This is a genomic window from Candidatus Zixiibacteriota bacterium (assembly GCA_020853795.1).
Lineage (GTDB): Bacteria > Zixibacteria > MSB-5A5 > CAIYYT01 > CAIYYT01 > JADJGC01.
Map to the genome: position 1 here is coordinate 19,030 of JADYYF010000004.1, position 17,817 is coordinate 36,846.

The window sequence follows — 17,817 nt, forward strand, 5'->3', positions numbered from 1 at the left end:
CGACGTCGTTTTCCTCGTCTGACCGCAAAAATCTGAAGCGGCACTTTAATCAAATCGCCTGGTACTGTCAACAGATATTTTCTCCGCGCCGCCGGGTGCGCGGATGATGTGGAGAGCCGGGTCGATTTATTCATCCTCTTCGCGGACAAAAGTTTGTCCGTTAGATGGTAAGGGGCCAATGCGGACAAGCTCATAGTCGTTTACACCAGGCCGAGACCAGTTCAGCCAGGTATGCAGCAATCAACTCATGGCCGCGCAGCGTCGGGTGGCAGTGGTCGACGAAGTATTCATTTTCCGGCAGATCGCGCAACAGCGAGTCGATGTCGGCCAAAGGCAGCGTGTGATCGCGACAGAAATCGCGGTAGTTCTGAACGTAAAGCGGTTTGATTCGCAGCGAGAAGTCGTCAAGCTCTTTGGCGCAGCGCAACTGCTCCCGTGCCCGCGTTGGATCGGAACGGTAGAGCGCGACACCGAGATTGTAGTGCGGAATCGGATTCAGCGAGTCGAGGACGATGGCCCGCTCAAAGTCGGCAGTAGCCGGCAATCCGTTCCGCCAGGCGGCGACCCCGTGGTTGTTCCAGGCGCGGGGATCGCTGGAGTCATCCGGAAGTCTTTTTCCGGCCGCGTCGACCACAACCTCGCCAAGCCGATAAACCTGCTGCGTCCACTGATCGCTGCGGCCGGGCAAGAGCAACGTGTCGAGACAGAGTGCCCAGGTGCCGGCCAGTCGCTGCTGCATTTCCTCGGCCATAACCAGGCGGCCTTCCGCGTCCTGGCCGTGGGCGAACACTTTGAACTGGATACCGGGCGGCCAGAGATCGGGTGTGGCGGGTGCGCAGATCATGAGACCGGACTTGTGGCGGGCGCACCATTCAGAGATGGCCGCGAGATTCTCGCGGTTCTCCTCCGGCGTTACGCGCGGCTTGAGGACTTTGCCTTCCATCGGTTGCGCCTTGACGCGCAAGACGATGCCTTTGAGCAGTTGGTAGGAGTAGAAATTGCCGAGGAATCGATTCAGCCAGCCGGAGTAGCGCGTCTGCGCGTAGAGTTCGCGATCAGAGAGATAGCCGTTGATCGAAGGATCATTGTTGCCGACGTAGGCGATCACCAGATCGGGCTGGAGGCGGTCGCCCAGAAGTTCGAGTTGTCGGAGGCACTGCCAGCTCGAATAGCCGGCGACGGCAGCATTGATTACGGTCACCGGCCGCTCGGGTAGCTGACGGCGCAGGATTGTCTCCAGTTGCCGCACGAAGGAGTCCTCGGTGTTCGGTAGTCCCAGCCCGAGCGGTGTGGAATCGCCGAGGAACAGGATGCGCAATTCGCCGGCGGCTTTGGGTGCGATCTCCGGACCGGCCATGCCGTCGGCGTTGACGGTAATGAACCGGCTGCGATAGTTTGGCTTGAGTTTCCAGAACAATTCCCCGTCCGGCTCATGCATCCCCATGAAGTTGTTAAACAGGTGCATCTGCCAGAGCCGGAATTCGTAATTGACATCTTCGCGGCGAGAAAGGTAGTCGATCGAGAGGTTGACCGCGAAGCGGAGAATGACCTCGATGACAAGGATCAACAATGCAACCGCGGCGAATCCGAAGAGCCAATTGCGACGTACCGCTGCAGGCATGGTTAGTAGTTTTCCGCCAGGGAGATTTCGCCGGAGCCCAGGGTCATCGTCTTGCCGTTGACTTCGACGACCAGCAGACCGTTGCCGTCGATGTCAACGGCGCGTCCCGAGCGATGTTCGCCGTTGATCTGAAAGCTGACCGGCTTACCGAGCACTGCGGAGTAGCGGCGGATCGATTTGACGGCGTCTTTGAGACCGCTCCTGACGAAACGCTGGTAGTTAAATTCGAAGCGGCTCAGAACGAGTTGCAGCAGCTTGATACGGTCGATTGGCGCCCCGACGAGCTGGCGCAGTGAGCCGGCCTTGTCGCGCAGCGCCGGCGGGAAGTCCTCTGCCTGGTGATTGACGTTGATACCGATACCGACGACGACATAGCGCACGCGGTCGAGTTCCGCCGCCAGTTCGGTCAGCACGCCGGCCACTTTGCATCCCTCGCAGAGCACGTCGTTTGGCCACTTAAGTTGCGCTTTCAACTTTGAACTTGCACGAATGGCCTCGACGATCGCGAGGGCGGTGATCAACGAAATTCCCGGCGCCTGCGCCGGCGAAATCGGCGGGCGCAGGATCAACGAGAAATACAGTCCGCAGCCGGCGGGAGAGTGCCAAGTGCGGCCAAGACGGCCTTTGCCGGCGGTCTGCCGTTCGGCAATGATCAGCGTACCCTCCGGCTGGCCTCGCTCGGCGTACTTGTGTGCCAGCGTGTTGGTCGAACCGACCCGATCGAGGCTAAAGATGTTTTGAGCAATCAAGCGAGCTTCAAGGCCATGCTCGATTTCGTGCGGGAAGAGCACGTCCGGTGACGATCCGTACCTCACTCCTCCTTCAGCATTACTGAGCAACCCGTAGCCCCAGTTCTCGAGTTCTTTGAGGGCGCGTGCGATCAGTTGCGGCGGCTGGTTCGTGCTGTCGGCGAGTTGTCGGATCGAGAGATATGAGCGGGGATGCGAGCGCAACTCATTGAGAACATCAATCTGCAATTGGGTAATGTCGTACGCCACGAGAGCAGTATAATTAAATTCCGGAGCGATTGCACCTGGTGTGCTACAGCTTCAAGAATGCCGCCAGTTCGCGGCGGAAGATTTCCGGCTTCTCCAGGTGAATCATGTGCCCGCACTCTGGGATTTCGAAGAGCGTGCCGTTGCTCAGGCGGGCGTTGAAGAGCTTGGCCAGCGGCAGGAAATCAAGATCATCGCGACCGCAGAGCAGCAGCACGGGCATGGTTAGATTGTCGAGCAGTTTCATATCGCTTTCGTCGATGTAGCGTCCCGCCTGCTGATCGAGCCAGAGTTTGCCGGGAAATTCCGCCAGCGTTGTCTTGAAGACCGCCCACTCCGGCGATTGACGGTCGAGTTTGCTGAAGAGGCGGAACTGCTCCCATTGGATGCGCGCCTGATCCACGTCGATCTGCCGTGCGGTTCGGTAGACATTCGGCCAGTCGGTGTAGTCCTTGTAGCCGACGATGTGCGGCGCGGCCAGCGCCAACGCCTTGACGTGCTCCGGCGCTTCGATGGCATACTTGACGGCGATGGCTCCCCCGAGCGAGTGTGCGACAATCGTGGTTTTCTTGAAGCCAAGTTCGTTGAGCAGCAGCTTGAGATCGTTGACGTGATCACGGTAGGAATAGCCGGTCGTCGGTACCGAACTCTGCCCGTGGCCGCGCAGATCGTAGGTAATCACCGTGAAGCGCTTGCTGAGAAACTGCGGTAAATCCAGCCAATAGCGACTGTCGGTGACGATGCCATGGATCAAGACCAGCGGTTCACCCTGGCCGAGTGTCTCGTAATAAAGCTGCAGATTTTCGGTTTCCAGAAGCGACATACGGTTATCCTTGGCGCACCACGCGGCGTTCCAGATGGCCGCCAATGCGGGCGAGTACTTCGTAATTGATAGTGTTGGTCCAGCCGGCGATATCTTCGGCGCGAATGACTTCGTCGCCGGAACGTCCAATCAAAACGACTTCGGTCTCGAGCGTAACATCAGGAATGTCGGTGACATCGACCATGAAGATGTCCATGCAAATGCGGCCGCGCACCGGCGCCCGCATGCCGTTGACGAGTACATAGCCAATATTTGAGACGCCGCGATCGTAGCCGTCGAAGTAGCCGATCGGCAGGACGGCGATCTTGAGATTGGCGGTAGCGCGGTAGGTCGTACCGTAACCGATATACTCGCCTTTGTGCACATCCTTGATCTGACCGATCAGTGTCTTCCAGGTCAGCACCGGCTTGAGTAGGCTGTTTTCACCGCCTTTGAGGCGATAAGAGAGGTAAGTCTCTTTCGACGGCCAAAGTCCGTACAAGGCGATGCCGACGCGGGCGAGATCAAAGTGTGTGTGCGGAAAAAGCAGCGAGGCCGCCGACGAAGCTGTATGGCAATGCTGCGGATTTAGTCCAGCGGCTTCGACCTGCGCTCGCATCGTCGAATAACGCCGGAACTGGGCATCGGCAAACGAGTGATCGGTGGTGTCCTCAATGTTGGCGAAGTGCATTGATAAACCTACCAGCTTGAGCTGCGGATTGGCCTTGAACTGGTCGAGAAACCACGGCAGTTGATCCGCCGTCACCCCCTGCCGGTTAGTGCCGGTTTCCAGCTTAAGATGGCAGCGAGCCGGATGTTGCGCCGAGGCTACGCCTTTGAGCTGATTGAGCGTATCGAAGTTGTATACCACAAAATCGAAGGCGCATTCCACCGCGGTCTTTAAATCAGCAGCAGGTACATATCCGAGTATGAGCAGCGGCGATTTGATACCGCCGGAGCGCAACAAAAGCGCTTCAGTCAGATTGTGCACGGCCAAGAAAGGAAACTGCTTGGGCTCGAGCAACCGCGCGGTTTCCAGATAGCCATGGCCGTAGGCGTTGGCCTTGATCACCGGCACCATGCGGCAACCGGACGCCAGGTTCTTCCGGATGGCGCTGATGTTGTGATCAAGCGCGGCGGCGTCGATTTCAACCCAGCTTAATGCGGACGCTTTCATCGCCGCTCATGGTAGGTGTCGGCGGCGGGGGAGTCAACAACAAAGGCGGAGCATTGCTTTTGGTTGACACCGTTTGAGCTTCTGCTTACCCTCACGGCATGGATCTCAGCCCCGAATACCTGATCGATTTGGTTGATCGCGCTTTGATGGAGGACGTTGACACCGGCGATGTCACGACCGGCAGCATCGTTACGCCGGAGGCGCGCGGCAAAGCCGTCATCGTCGCCAAGGCCGACGGCGTGCTTTCGGGACTTGATTTGGCGGCGCTGGTCTTTTACCAGCTCGATCACGAATCGGAGTTTGTTACCGATCGCAAAGAAGGTTCGCGGGTGATGGCGGGCGAACAACTGGTCGAGATCACCGGTAAACAGGCAGCACTGCTTACCGGTGAACGAACGGCGCTGAATTTCCTCATGCACTGCTCCGGCATCGCGACACTCACCGCGAGGTTTGCTGCCGAGATCCGGCACACCGCCTGTAAGATTATCGATACGCGCAAGACCGCTCCCGGCTTGCGCCTGATTGAAAAACGCGCGGTGGTTTCCGGCGGCGGCGCCAATCACCGGATCGGTTTGTTCGACATGATTCTGATTAAGGACAATCACGTTGCCGCCGCCGGTTCAATTACCCGGGCTGTTGAGCGTGCGCAGCAGCGAAATCGTGAAACCGACGGCCGGGCGTTGGCGGTCGAGGTCGAAACGCAAGATCTCGAACAAGTTCGCGAAGCGGTGAAATTGCCGATCGACCGGATCATGCTCGACAACTTCCCGGTCGAGCGCACGGCCGAAGCCGTAAGGGTGATCCGCGAACTGAATCCCGACCTGGAAATCGAAGCCTCCGGCAACATGTCGCTGGCGACGGTACGCGCCTACGCGGAAACCGGTATTGACTTCATCTCGGTCGGACAGATCACGCACTCGGCGCCGTGGTTGGACCTCTCGATGGAATTTCTCAGCGACTGATTTTCGTTCTTCCCGGTCATTTCTGCACTCGTATTATCAGCAGTAGTCACGTTTTTTCGAGGGAGGCTCGTGGTGATTGCACTGACGCCGTGGTTTGAACGCAAATTCAGCTTCGATTTTCCGCCCGGCCACTTTCCACTTTTCCTCGAGCGTCTGCGGGGTGCCGCTCCACGTCTTGATGAAGTCACCCGGGGATTGGCGCCGGGAGTCCTGACGCGGCGGTTCGACGACAAGTGGTCGATTCAGGAGCAGGTGGGGCATCTGCTTGATCTGGATCAATTGCACGTAGCGCGCCTTGATGATTATGGCGCCGGCCGACCCGAGTTGCGGCCGGCGGACTTGTCCAACGCTTGGACGACAACGGCCAATCACAATGCTGCAGTCCTGGGCGAACTTCTGGCGCGTTTCCGGCAAGGGCGCGCGGCCTTTGTGCGGCAATTGGAGACTGCGGATGAAGCGTTGATTGGTCGCAGCGCGCTGCATCCGCGCTTGCAGCAGCCGATGCGGCTCGTGGATATGGTCTACTTTGTTGCTGAGCACGACGATCACCATATCGCGAAAATCCGCGAACTCATCACGCGTCAAACGTAGTTGCTGGCGAACATCGGCCGCTCCAGGTCAGCGCCGCTCCGCAGGTTCTCGCACGTATTGCCCAATCTTGCTTAGAGCTTTTTTGCCACAAGATCAACCACGCCGTGCCAGTGGCCGGGGCCGTGAGAAGTGTCGTAGTAGTCGTATTCGGAGTAATGGACCGGTCGCAAGCGTAATGTGTCTACAGAACACATCCGAAACAATTCGCTATAGTCATATAGCGAATACACACGCCCATTGGCGTCACGAAAAACCCCCGGAGCAATCTCCTTCGAGCTCTTCTTGTGCGCTTGATAGTGTGGATCGTCGATCGAAAACGTCTCGCACAGGAACAAACCGCCCTTCTTCAGGCCCGCTGCAATTGATGCGATTAGCGCACGCGCTTCCTCCTTGGTGAGGAATTGAAGCAGATTGATCGCGCTGATCAGGCTGTAACGGTTCTTGGCGATTTTGAACTGGCGGGTATCGCCGGTGACGGCTTTGAGCGACAGTCGATGCTTGGCCGCCAGTTGCAGGCATTTCTCGACTCCGGCCGGGGCGGCTTCGATGCCGGTGACGTCGAATCCTTGTTTCGCCAGGTAGAGCGCGTCGCGACCTTCACCCATGCCGAGATCGAGGGCCTGGCCAACCGGCGCTAGCTCAGCGAACTTCTTGATAAGGTCCGATGGCGCCGCCCCCCAGTAGAGCTTTTGATTGCGGTAGATTTCGTCGTAGTTTTTCATGTGCGGGGCAATTTAGACAATTGCCGACGTGAACGCAATCGCGGCATTGGCGGTAAAACAATTCGTTCGACTGCCGACAGTGCAGATGATGGTCTGCTTGACGGAACGCGTCCGGGGTGCCTTTGTCTGAGTCTCTGGCGGCGCAGGGCGTTACCCGGCTGACGGGTGATGTCGGTCAAACGCGGGCGGCCAGGAGAGCCCGATCGAGGAACACGTGAAGAATAAACCACGACGAGTGCCATCACCTCCGGCAACGACGCGCAAGCGCATTATCTTTCACTTACACACCCGGCATTCGGTTGACTCGAATCTGGCGCCGCGCGACATCGTCGCCTTCGCGGCAGCGAACGGCATCCAGGTGTTGGCGCCGACCGACCACCACTCGATCCGCGGTGCGCGCGAAATCCGCGAACTGGGAGCGGAGCACGGGATCGAGACGATCATCGGCGCGGAGTTCTCCACTGACCACGGGGACATCATCGGGCTGTTTATCGAGGAAGACATCTTTGCACGCAAGGCGCAGGAAGTGATCGAAGAGATTCACGCCCAGGGCGGCCTGGCCATCCTTCCGCATCCGTACCGTCACCACCATCTGACCGACCAAGTGCTGGACAGTGTGGACGGAATCGAGGTGTTCAACGCTCGGCTGACCGAACAGCTGAATCGCCTCGCGGGCGAACTGGCGGCTTTGCTCAAGAAGCCGTTCTTCTACGGGGCGGATGCCCACTTGCTGCCGGAACTGGGCCTGGTGCGGACGGAAGTGGAAGTGCACGGCGGCGAACCGCTTCGAGCCGCGGTCGCGCGCGGATTGCACCCGGTGCAGCTGCAGGCGACGCGACCGGCACACATCTATCGCTCCAAGATGATCGCCTCAGCGCGGCGGCGTACTCCGATACGTTACCTCAGATCGCTCAGCAAGATGCTGCTGTGCCAGATCCGCGATCGCCGGCACTGAGCTGCCGCCTAAACTTTTTCGTTGACTTGCCGTAAAGAGAGCTGTAGTCTGTGATAGCAATGGCGGGTCAAGTGCCCGACAGAAAGGAGATTGCACGATGACGAAGATTGCCGGAGAGAGGAAAACGCGGGCTTAATTAACTCACCTAAATGCGCTGTCAACAGCGCGCCGGACGTCGTGCAGTTTTCCGCAGACATTTGGGTGTCTGCGATTTTTTTTGTTGGACAGGAGACAATCAGCCATGACTGGCGAAATATCCAAACGCAAGCTCAAAGGAATTACCAAGGCGCTCAGCCGTGACTACCTCGCGGAGAAAGAGCGCCGCAAACAACTGCGCCGCGACAAGGCCAACCGTCCGAAGACGGGCAAGCACAAATCACGGCAGCAAGAGATCGAGGAACTGGTCGAACACGAACTCGAACTGGAAGGGGGCGGCGATGACGCCGAGCAATGACCGCAGCACCGGCGGGATGACCGGCCGGGTGATTCGCGCCTTCGGCAAGACCTTCGTTGTGCTCGCCGATGGCCGCGAATACCTGTGCGACGTGCTGGCACGCGTGAAGCAGGACAAGCATGAGACACCGGTGGCGGTGGGCGATATCGTTGATTTCCAGTTGGTCAGTGCCGCCGCCGGCGCGATCGAAGCGGTGCAGCCACGGCGGTCGAAGTTCTCGCGGCCGCGCGTCGGGCTGGAGGCTAGCGAGCAGGTGATCGTCGCCAATGTCGATCAGATGGTGATCGTCGTCAGCGCTGCGCAGCCGTCGTTCAAGCAGCATTTGATTGATCGGTTTTCCGTGGCGGCCTTCAAAGGCGGGTTGCGACCGGTAGTGGTGATTAACAAGATCGACCTGGAACATCAGGTCGATCTGTCACGTATGAAAACCATCTATCAGAGTGTGGGTATGCCGCTGGTGACAACTTCGTGCGTTGACAATCTCGGAGCTGAAGAGTTGCGAGCGCTGCTTGCTGATCGCGAGTCAATCTTTGTGGGACACTCCGGGACCGGCAAGTCGTCGCTGCTCAATCTAATTCAACCGGGACTTAAGATTCGCACCGGCGAAGTGTCGCGCGCAACGAATAAAGGCATCCACACCACGACTAACGTGGAGCTGTATCCGTTGCACGGAGGCGGCTTTGTGGCGGACACACCGGGGTTAAAGATCTTGGGCATCTGGGACTTGGAGCGCGACGAACTGCAGGAGCACTTTCCCGAGTTTGTGGCCTTTCGCGACCGCTGTCGGTTTCGGCGGTGTTCGCACCTTCATGAGCCGGAATGTGCTGTGCAACAGGCGGTTACTGAAGGTGTAATTTTTCTCGAACGGTATTCCAGTTATCGACAGATTTATGAGAGTTTGCCGCGCTAAACAATTTCGTTGTCCAAGCGATTAACACGAAAGCGGATATAACATTCGCGAACTTTTCTAAAGTTTTTGTTGATTGAAACTCCCCCGCTGCGGAAATATAGCGCAGTCTGCCGAACGCAGACGATGCTTTTGGTTTATTTGCGGAGGAAAGTGACAATTTCAGACCCGTTCAGCCAGCGTCGGCTGAAGTCGGCTATTGAGTCGACGCAGTCGCACGCGCTCGGAGTTTGCATCGCGCTGGAAGGGGCGAGGGGACGTCGCGGCCGAATTCCGCACGGCGACGCCGTTTCATTTTCCGGCAGTCGGATGTTTTCATTTGCAGCGAATTGGGGTCACAGGACCGAATATTTCCTCCGGCGCTGTAAAATTCTGAAACAGGTTGCCGATAGAAGCAAGGTCGAAACGCGATGCACTTGCGGAGCCCCAACGACATCAAAGTTGGACGCGCAACCGCGCGAAAATCTGAGGTGTCAAACTCTGGTAAGTGAAAGTGAAGCAAAGTTTTTTCTTGACAGTCCTGGTCAAAGGAAGTACGTTGACCCGAAATTTTTCCGAGCAGATTATGAACGTGCAAAAATTCACTTGCTCGCGTTCAGAAATTTGCTTAATTGCCGGACTTACTCGGGCGGGGGAGGTCTTTCCCCTGTTTTCCAGACTAGCGCACGGTTAAGAAAGGCAGAAAGCCGTAAGCAAGGTCTCAAGCAAACAGCAGAGCTGCTAACCAAAGCCTCAGGGAAAAGAGACTGTTGGGATTTTTTCTTTTCCCGGCTGACAGGGAAGAAAGCGATTTTCGAAATGTATGGGATGCAAGCGAACGTGGGCGGAAGGGGGGATGATCATATTGCATGATCAGCTAACGGTGGAATCAAGACGAATTGCAATAAACTGTCAAATTTTAAGAGTAAGGAGTCTGTTCATGGAAGATCTGAGCCCTCGCGGTGAGGATTGGAAAGGAGGGTATTGAAGCTGATGCGATTCAATGCCGAAAACGATGTGAATTGGAAAACGGATAAACAACGAGTAGCAAAGGATTGTCGAATGAAATCTGTTCGAAATCTGTTTGTGCTGACAGTTGTTCTGACCTTGGCGTTGTCGATGGCCGCCACTTCTGCATTATTCGCGCAAACCTTTGACGTCGAAGATGCTCCAGCGGTGACGGTGGGCTCGACCTCCGCCAACGTGACTCTTCTGAGAGGAACGCTGGAAGGAGACGGAGTCACCTACCTGGTCGACAACGATACGCTCGTCGCCCTGAGGCTGAAGAGCTGTATCGAGGCAGAGTTTGCTGTCAGTAGCCTCACCGTCGTCAAGAAGACGGGAGCCACCGAAACCCCGGTCACAACTGTGCCGATTACCAGCTCTTTCGAGGAGGACAGCCTTCTCTATATCACCGGGCTGGCGATTCCGGTTGCTGACGGGGATTCGCTGATCTTCAAGGTGACGATCAACACCGCTCAGGCCGTGGCGAATGCCGCCACCTACGACGGCACCGGCCTGGAGTTGTCCATTCTGCCGGATGGTGTTGATCTCCGAGACGAAAATGGTCTCTACAGTCTCGCCAACACCCATAGCGATGGGACGGCGGGCAGTGCTGGTTACGGTCACAATCCGGGCTTTGACGCCCTGAATTGCACTGGCCCCTACACTGGCACTTTTGACCTGACTATCGATTTCAATTTCTCGGCCACTCACCTGGACACCTATGACTGCGGTCCTGAGGTGTTCAATATTGGTGATTTCCTTTACATCCGGGTCTACAATCCGGGTGAAGACGTCGATACCACGGGCGTTACGGTTGATCTGAGCGCTTTTGGTTTGTCGGCGACGCACAATGTCCCGTACCGCTCCTCGACGTTCGACTGGCGCGATACGGTTGAAATCACTGCCGGCGCGCTGGATTTCGTTCCGCCGTTCGGAGTGATCGCCACGATGACCGACATTTACGGCAATTCCGACGAAGACACCGTTGTCTTCAACTCAACCGGAATTGACAATGTGAATCCCGTTGTCGACTCGGCAAAGTTCGCCATCTGGCAGAACGTTGTCGGCCCGGCCGACAACGCCGCCATCGGCGATTGGCTGGTGCTGTGGGTTTACACGTCTTCCAGCGGCTTCTTTGAAGTTGCCGAAGTCGTTGCCGACGTCTCGCGCTTCGTCGCGGGTGCGACTTCCGAGAATCTGGCTGAAGTCACGACCGGCGCCGGTGTCTGGCGTCTGACTTTTGAATTAACCGACAACCTCGGCAAAGACTTGCCGGAAGGCGCGGACACGGCGAAAGTGGCCGCGATCTGGGTGACGGACAACGCGTGCAATACGGTCGTTGATACCATCGACTTCCTGCCGGCTCTCGACATCGAGTCCCCGGGCTTTGCCGACAATAACTACATCACCCTGGCTGACAACGACAACACCGGCTGCACCAACCTTGGTGATGAAGTCCGCGTGGAAATCGATGTCACCGGCACTGACGACATCGTCAATGTCTGGGCCAACTTCTTCGAAGGTGGTCTGGGCGGCACGGCGACCCAGGCGCTGACCGACGAAGGCAGCAACGTCTGGGCGTTGGATTGGACCATCGGCACCGCCGATGATCCGGGTGACGATCCGCCGAGCCTGCAGGCGAAGGATGTCAATAGTGATCCGACCGATGCGATCTATCGCGTGTGGATCTACTTTGAAGACGACGCCGGCAATATCGACAGCACGCAGACCGACCTGCTGCTGAATACGGCCGGCACGGCTTATGTGCCGCTGGATTCGCGCCGTCCGACGCCGATCGTGCAGGACGATGTGGAAGTTATCCGCATGCCGGGTGGCGAGCTGGCTCTCCGCTGGCCGCGCAGTGCCCCGTCGCAGGCGGGTGACGCCAATCAGTTCTATGTCTACGTCGACTCCGTCGGCGCCGACATCAACTACGACAATGTCTTCGGTACGACCTTCAATAACGAGTTCGGCGACCCGACCTACAACTACTGGTACTCGGGCCCGCTGACTCACGGTACGACCTATCGTTTCTCGATTCGGACGCGTGACGACTGCGGTAACTACGAGTTTAACCAGTCGATTTACGAAGGTATTCCGGATGCGCAGGCCCCGACGGCGTGCGTGGTCTTCCCGAATACCGGCGGCAACTACGGTCCGAACAATACGCTGACCATCACCGCCGTCTCGCCTGACGCCGACATTTTGAACGGCGCTGCTTATGCCGTTTACCGGCTGAAGGATCAGGGCGACGGCAATCCGGGTCCGTGGTACAACTACCCGATTTCGACGCCGATGACCCAGGATGGCCAGACCTTCCAGCAAACCATCAACCTGGGTAGCGATCCGAACACCGCGGGTACCTACGAACTTCTGATCATCGGCGTGGATGAGGTCGGCAACGAACTCAGCCTGGCGGATGCGGAAGCCGCTTGCGGTTACTTCGAATTCACCTGGAATCCGATCGCGTTGGTGTGCGATGTGGCCACGATCAACGGCGCGTTTGCGCCGCAGACGCCGTGCGGCTTTAATGTCACGCGCGACGATCTGAACGAAGCGGTGGTCACGATCGTGAACCCGGATGCCGGCAACTTCTACACCGTCGATGTCTGGGTGCAGTACGATAACATCAAGACGCGCATCGAGTACGCCGAGAGTGCGTCGCTGCCGTACACCTTCAACTTCTCGGCCCTCGATTGGCCGAAGACGGTGGGCGGCCCGCTGAGCAACATGATGTGGGTGGAGATCACCGACGAGCGCAGCGGCAACTACTGCGAGACCAGCGTGAATCTGTGCGTGCCGGATCTGATTGCTCCGGCGGCAATGATCACCTATCCGGATGCTTACCAGTGTATCCCGATCGTTCGCCCGGCGGGCGAAGAGGTCGGAATCACGGTTGAGATCAACCCCAACGCGTATGACGGCGACGACGCCGTTCGCGCGGAAGTGTTCTACACGTTAGACGGCACCGTGCCGGGCACGAAGATCGGTGAAGAAGTCTTCGGAGGCGAAGACTACACGACGATCTACTGGGACAACTCCGCGATGAGCGAAGGTTATGTCTGGTTGTACGCGATCGTTTGGGATCAGGTCAACAACTCCTATCAGACGCCGCTCGTGCGTGTGTGCCTTGACGGCACGGCGCCGGAGATGACCCTGTCCATCAAGGATCAGGACATCTATGGCTGCGCCGGTCAGGATGTGAAGTGGCGCGTCGGATCCAACCTTGAATCGGTGGATCTGGTCGCCGAGTTGACCAATCTCGACGGCATTGACATTACCGATGTCATCTTCTTCTACCAGCGGGCGGGTGATCCGGAAGTTGTCGACATTCGCGACTTCTGGAATTGGATCGGCCGCGGTAATCCGGCTAACAACAATTCGATCTGGACCCGTACGTGGGATATCAGCGGCCTCGATTGCGGTTATGACTATCGCATTCGCGTCGCGGTGCGGGATGCGGCCGGCAACACCATGCTCGACATGGATGGCGATGGCTACTTCGACGATTACACGTTCGATGACGCCATGGCAATGGGCGCCGGCATGATCATGTACAAGGATTGCGGCGCTCCGGATCCGGCCGTTTCGCTGTTTGAAACGACAGGTGAGGAAACCCGCACTTGGACCAACCCGTCGGGCGAGCTGAACGGCTCGGGCGACGTGTATGCCAAGATGGGCGAGACCATCCGCGTCCAGACCATTACGATTCCGGAAGACGACACCTGCGAAGTTGAGAAGGTTGAATACTACCTGTGCGGCACCTTTGTCGGCAACGGCACGGATGCTGGCAACTGGTGGGAAATCACCTTCGATCCGTTCGCCATGGGCGTCCTGGATGCCGAAGATGTGGCCAACGACTATTATGATTGCGAGCTCGAAGCCCGCATGTATGATAAGCTCGGCCAGTACTCTTCGGACTACATTGATGTTTACTTCCTCGACACGACTCCGGCCAACGTCCTGATCACCGATCCGGGTGCTGGCTCGTATGTCTGCGGCGAGGTTGATCTGAACCTCGGTATCTTCAACGGTCATGACCTCAAGAAGGTGACCTGGTACTACTGGCCGGCGGCCGGCGGTCCGAAGGTGAAGATTGCCGAAGTGAGTCCGTTTGTCGATGACGAGTCATTGTCGTCCCCGCAGTGGGGCGCGACCTGGAATATCGCACTGAACAACCCGCCGAACGGTGACTACTACATCGGTGCGGAAGTCTGCGATATTGCCGACAACCTGACCGATCCGGAAGACGGTGCGATCCTGGTGCATGTCAATTGCAACCAGCCGAGCATCGTGCTGACCGAACCGGCCAACGGCGGCTTCTTCTGCGGCGGCGAGTACTTCTGTGCTACCGTCAACCAGAACAGCGGCGCGCCGATTGACTACGTCCAGTTCCAGTACAAGCCCTTCTGGTCGGATGAATGGTACAACTTCTACCAGAATCCGGATCGTGAAGCGCCGTGGTGCATGGAACTTCAGACGTACGAAGGTTTCGGCAGCGAAGGTTTCTACCAGTTCCGGGCTTACGTCCAGAACGAAGCGGGTCAGAATACCTATTCCGATCCGATCACGCTGTTCTACGACCAGACCGCTCCGGATGCTCGTGCGGTCACGGTTTCCGACGGTGTCAACACCTTCGACATTGAGCAGCACAACGATCCGTATCCGTCCTTCAAGAAGGGTACGCAGAAGCTGACCTTCACGTTCCGCGCCCGGGACAACGCTTCCGAGTGGGGTCCGTCGCCGATTTACAACTCGGGCGTCGCGATGATTTGCGCCGACCAGGTGTGCACGCCGATTACCACCGACGATGAAGGTTACTTCACGGTCGATTGGGATATCAGCGGATTGAGCGCCGGTGAATATCAGTACGACTTCTCAGTCTATGATGCGGTTGGCTGCAATTACAGCACCGTGACGGTCTACTTCGTGATTTACGAAGGCGATCCGTCGCTGGCGCTGGTGGCCGGCTGCTGGCGCGGCCAGGTCTTCGGTGTCACCGAGTACGGTTCGAGCGTGGTCTTCCAGTATCGCCAAGGTGGCGGTGCGTGGGTCGCTATGGGCATTGCCCAGCAGCGGACCTATGAATACCTGCTGAATCCGGACGGCAGCTACACGCCGAGACAGTGGGCGATCTACACCACTGACTGGGCGCCGGCTGACGGCAATTATGATCTGAGAATGCTGGCTGACAACGGCAACGGCTACGATGAGTCGCTGTCGCCGATCCTGTCGGTGAGCGTTGCGAACGGAATGTGCACGGCGACCAGCAACCCGGCCAACTTCGGCCCGGGCAGCATCGAGCGTAATCTCGAAAATGGTTGCGACAACCTTGAAGGTCTGGCGACGCTGGGGTCGACTTACGGCATGCCGTGGGCGATTGCCGTGTCCTACAACATTCCGGGCGAATTCTTTGAATACGACCTCGTTGGCTTCCACGCGTTGAACCAGCAGGGTGGCGTGAACCGCTACTCCGGCTCGTTCTACTTTGACGCGCTGGTGGACGACGGTTTTGGCGAAGGCCACGTCTACTTCATGGACTACACCGGCACCACCGGTTGGTCGACCATGCAGGATTACGCGACCTTCTGGGTCACCCGCGACTTCGGTACCGGTGGACCGGTCACCTTCGAGGATGTCACTGTTGATATCCCGGCAGAGTGGACCGACTACACCGAGACCTACTCCAACTCGATCGCGATCTGGAAATCCAAGATTGCTCGTCCGAGCGTCTGGGAAGACTGGTTGCTGACGCCGGTGGGTGACAACAACGGCATGATGACGTACATCTCTGATCCGTCCTGCCTCGACTACGGTTGCGGCGACGATCAGCAGTACGCCATCATCACGATGCAGTACGACAACACCGAAACCACTCCGGCCGAATCACTGACCGTGGGTTGGTGGGATGGCGAAGGTAGTTGGCATCCGGAGAACATCTACTTCCCGTCGACCGTCCGCGGCTTCTACACCGAAGGCGGCCAGAACTGGGTGCAGTTCGCGGTCACCTGCTTCGGCGACGGCGACTATGATGATGCTTGGTACTCGGTCGTGAAGCGCACCAAGTACGATGGCCAGGGTTTGGTCACGCGTATGCAGATGGTGCCGTACTGCGATCCGTACACCAGCGGATATCCGGATGTCTGGTACCAGTTCGTCGAACCGTGGCAGTACCAGATCAACTGGAACACGCTGGAAGTCTACCTGGACGGTGTGCGCATCTTCGCGCGCGGCTACCAGGGTGACATGACTCAGCCGAAGACTGGCGAGGCCCCGACGACGGCTCTCGATGAAGGATCGCCGCAGTGGTCGTTCTTCGTCGATGAAGTCTCGGCGCAGTTGCACATCAGCCGCAACTACTATGGCGACTACGACGGACCGGATTCGGGCGACTTTGATAGTGAGTCCGATTATCCGCCGATCCCGTGTGGCAACCACCAGTTCTATATCCGTGTCGAAGACGAACAGGCGCGTCCGCAGTACATCCGTGACAACTTCACGGTTGACTGCACCGCACCGGATGTCGACTTCCCGAACGGCTTCGTCACCGCGAATCCGACGATCACCTTCACCATCAATGATGAAGGCTCCGGAGTCGATTGGAACGAAGTGTTCGTCGACGTCTACTTCGTCACCAAGATGGACACCACCGACGGCGGCAACGACGGTGCGACGCCGAAGGAACGCATGGCGTACATCCAGACCTTCTTCCCGGCCCAAATTCAGGATTACCTGCAGGAGGACGGCAGAACGGTCATCATTCCGACGACCTATGATCTCGACGACGAGCGTGGCTTGTACGTCGTGGTCTTTGACGGTACGTACAAGAACGACTTCACCTACGACGAGGATTACTACTACTACTGCTACTACGGCAACTGTGGTGATCCGTCGGCGTGGAGCAACTTCGATTACTACTACGGAGCCAGCGACGGCGTCGAGGATTGCGTTGGCAACAACACCAATCCGCACGTCCAGTTCTTCGTGGTCGACCGTGAAGGCGCGACGATCACCCTGCAGGGTGACGCCGATGCCTGCCCGTTGGTCTTCCAGATTGCGGACGACGGTTCGGGTATCGATGAAGTCGAGATTTACGAGGGCGGCGACCTGCTGGGCAACCCGGTAGGCTCAGCGAGCGAAGTCGATGCGGCCGGCGAGTGGTATCTCGCGACGACCGGCAACGGCGCGACGCTGTACTACTGCCCGGGTGGGGCCAGTTATGAAATCCGCGTCACCGACAACACCGGTCGCGAGAGCAGCTACTTTGGCTCGCGCGTCGGTACCTTCGTCGATGGCGACATTCATGATGGCTGGGCCGGTCCGAGCCCGTTTGATCCGGCGAAGGAGAGCTTTGCTTTCCACGTGACGCTGGAGAAAGCAGCCGAGAACGTTACGATCCGCATCTTCAATATGGGCGGTGAGCTGCTCAAGTCGATGAATGCCGGTAGCCTTGGTGCTGGCGCGCATGCCATCAGCTGGGACGGCAAGACCGACGGCGGTACGATGGTCGCTCAGGGCGGTTACTTCGCAGAAGTGACGGCTCAGTCGCGCGCCAGTTCGGCCCGCACGATCATCCGCTTTGGTGTGGTGGAGAAGTAGGGAAGACGTTTTGGGGAGTCCCGCTGACCCGGGACTCCCTCCCAGAAC

Annotated in this window: 11 protein-coding genes; 6 read left to right on the top strand and 5 right to left on the bottom strand. The window is 57.9% G+C overall.

What is annotated here, in order from left to right:
• Positions 1 to 190: 190 nt before the first annotated feature.
• From IT585_00365 to alr, 4 genes are read right to left on the bottom strand one after another with little or no spacing between them, the layout of a single operon-like run.
• Entirely contained in the window at positions 191 to 1,621 is a 1,431-nt protein-coding gene (locus IT585_00365) for a hypothetical protein (protein MCC6961684.1), read from the bottom strand.
• Positions 1,622 to 1,623: 2 nt separating this feature from the next.
• Positions 1,624 to 2,619, bottom strand: coding sequence for a biotin--[acetyl-CoA-carboxylase] ligase (locus IT585_00370; GenBank protein ID MCC6961685.1), 996 nt, complete (start codon positions 2,617 to 2,619; stop codon positions 1,624 to 1,626).
• A 43-nt stretch (positions 2,620 to 2,662) separates the two neighbouring features.
• Positions 2,663 to 3,439 (bottom strand): alpha/beta hydrolase, encoded by a 777-nt coding sequence (locus IT585_00375; protein ID MCC6961686.1) that lies wholly within the window; start codon positions 3,437 to 3,439, stop codon positions 2,663 to 2,665.
• A gap of 4 nt (positions 3,440 to 3,443) precedes the next feature.
• Positions 3,444 to 4,595, bottom strand: a complete 1,152-nt coding sequence (alr, locus tag IT585_00380; protein MCC6961687.1) for an alanine racemase — start codon at positions 4,593 to 4,595, stop codon at positions 3,444 to 3,446.
• A gap of 98 nt (positions 4,596 to 4,693) precedes the next feature.
• Here alr and nadC point away from each other — a divergent pair, with 98 nt between their 5' ends.
• Positions 4,694 to 5,557, top strand: a complete 864-nt coding sequence (gene nadC, locus IT585_00385; GenBank protein MCC6961688.1) for a carboxylating nicotinate-nucleotide diphosphorylase — start codon at positions 4,694 to 4,696, stop codon at positions 5,555 to 5,557.
• A 72-nt stretch (positions 5,558 to 5,629) separates the two neighbouring features.
• Positions 5,630 to 6,148, top strand: a complete 519-nt coding sequence (locus tag IT585_00390) for a DinB family protein (protein ID MCC6961689.1) — start codon at positions 5,630 to 5,632, stop codon at positions 6,146 to 6,148.
• A 71-nt stretch (positions 6,149 to 6,219) separates the two neighbouring features.
• Here the strand turns inward: IT585_00390 and IT585_00395 are convergent, their stop codons facing one another.
• Entirely contained in the window at positions 6,220 to 6,870 is a 651-nt protein-coding gene (locus IT585_00395) for a class I SAM-dependent methyltransferase (GenBank protein MCC6961690.1), read from the bottom strand.
• Positions 6,871 to 7,084: 214 nt separating this feature from the next.
• Between IT585_00395 and IT585_00400 the strand changes: the two genes are divergently transcribed.
• The 4 genes from IT585_00400 to IT585_00415 all read left to right on the top strand — a co-directional run bounded on the left by IT585_00400 (position 7,085) and on the right by IT585_00415 (position 17,769).
• A complete protein-coding gene (locus tag IT585_00400; protein ID MCC6961691.1) occupies positions 7,085 to 7,825 on the top strand; it encodes a PHP domain-containing protein in 741 nt (246 codons plus the stop codon).
• A 241-nt stretch (positions 7,826 to 8,066) separates the two neighbouring features.
• Positions 8,067 to 8,279: a hypothetical protein gene (locus IT585_00405; protein MCC6961692.1), complete on the top strand. Its 213-nt coding sequence runs from the start codon at positions 8,067 to 8,069 to the stop codon at positions 8,277 to 8,279.
• The gene (gene rsgA, locus IT585_00410; protein ID MCC6961693.1) at positions 8,263 to 9,189 is read left to right on the top strand and encodes a ribosome small subunit-dependent GTPase A; all 927 of its coding nucleotides are present in this window, start codon (positions 8,263 to 8,265) and stop codon (positions 9,187 to 9,189) included. The genes IT585_00405 and rsgA overlap by 17 nt, the downstream gene beginning before the upstream one ends.
• A 1,038-nt stretch (positions 9,190 to 10,227) precedes the next feature.
• Positions 10,228 to 17,769 carry a hypothetical protein gene (locus tag IT585_00415; protein ID MCC6961694.1) on the top strand — a complete coding sequence of 2,514 codons (7,542 nt, stop codon included), beginning with the start codon at positions 10,228 to 10,230 and terminating at the stop codon, positions 17,767 to 17,769.
• Positions 17,770 to 17,817 lie beyond the last annotated feature (48 nt).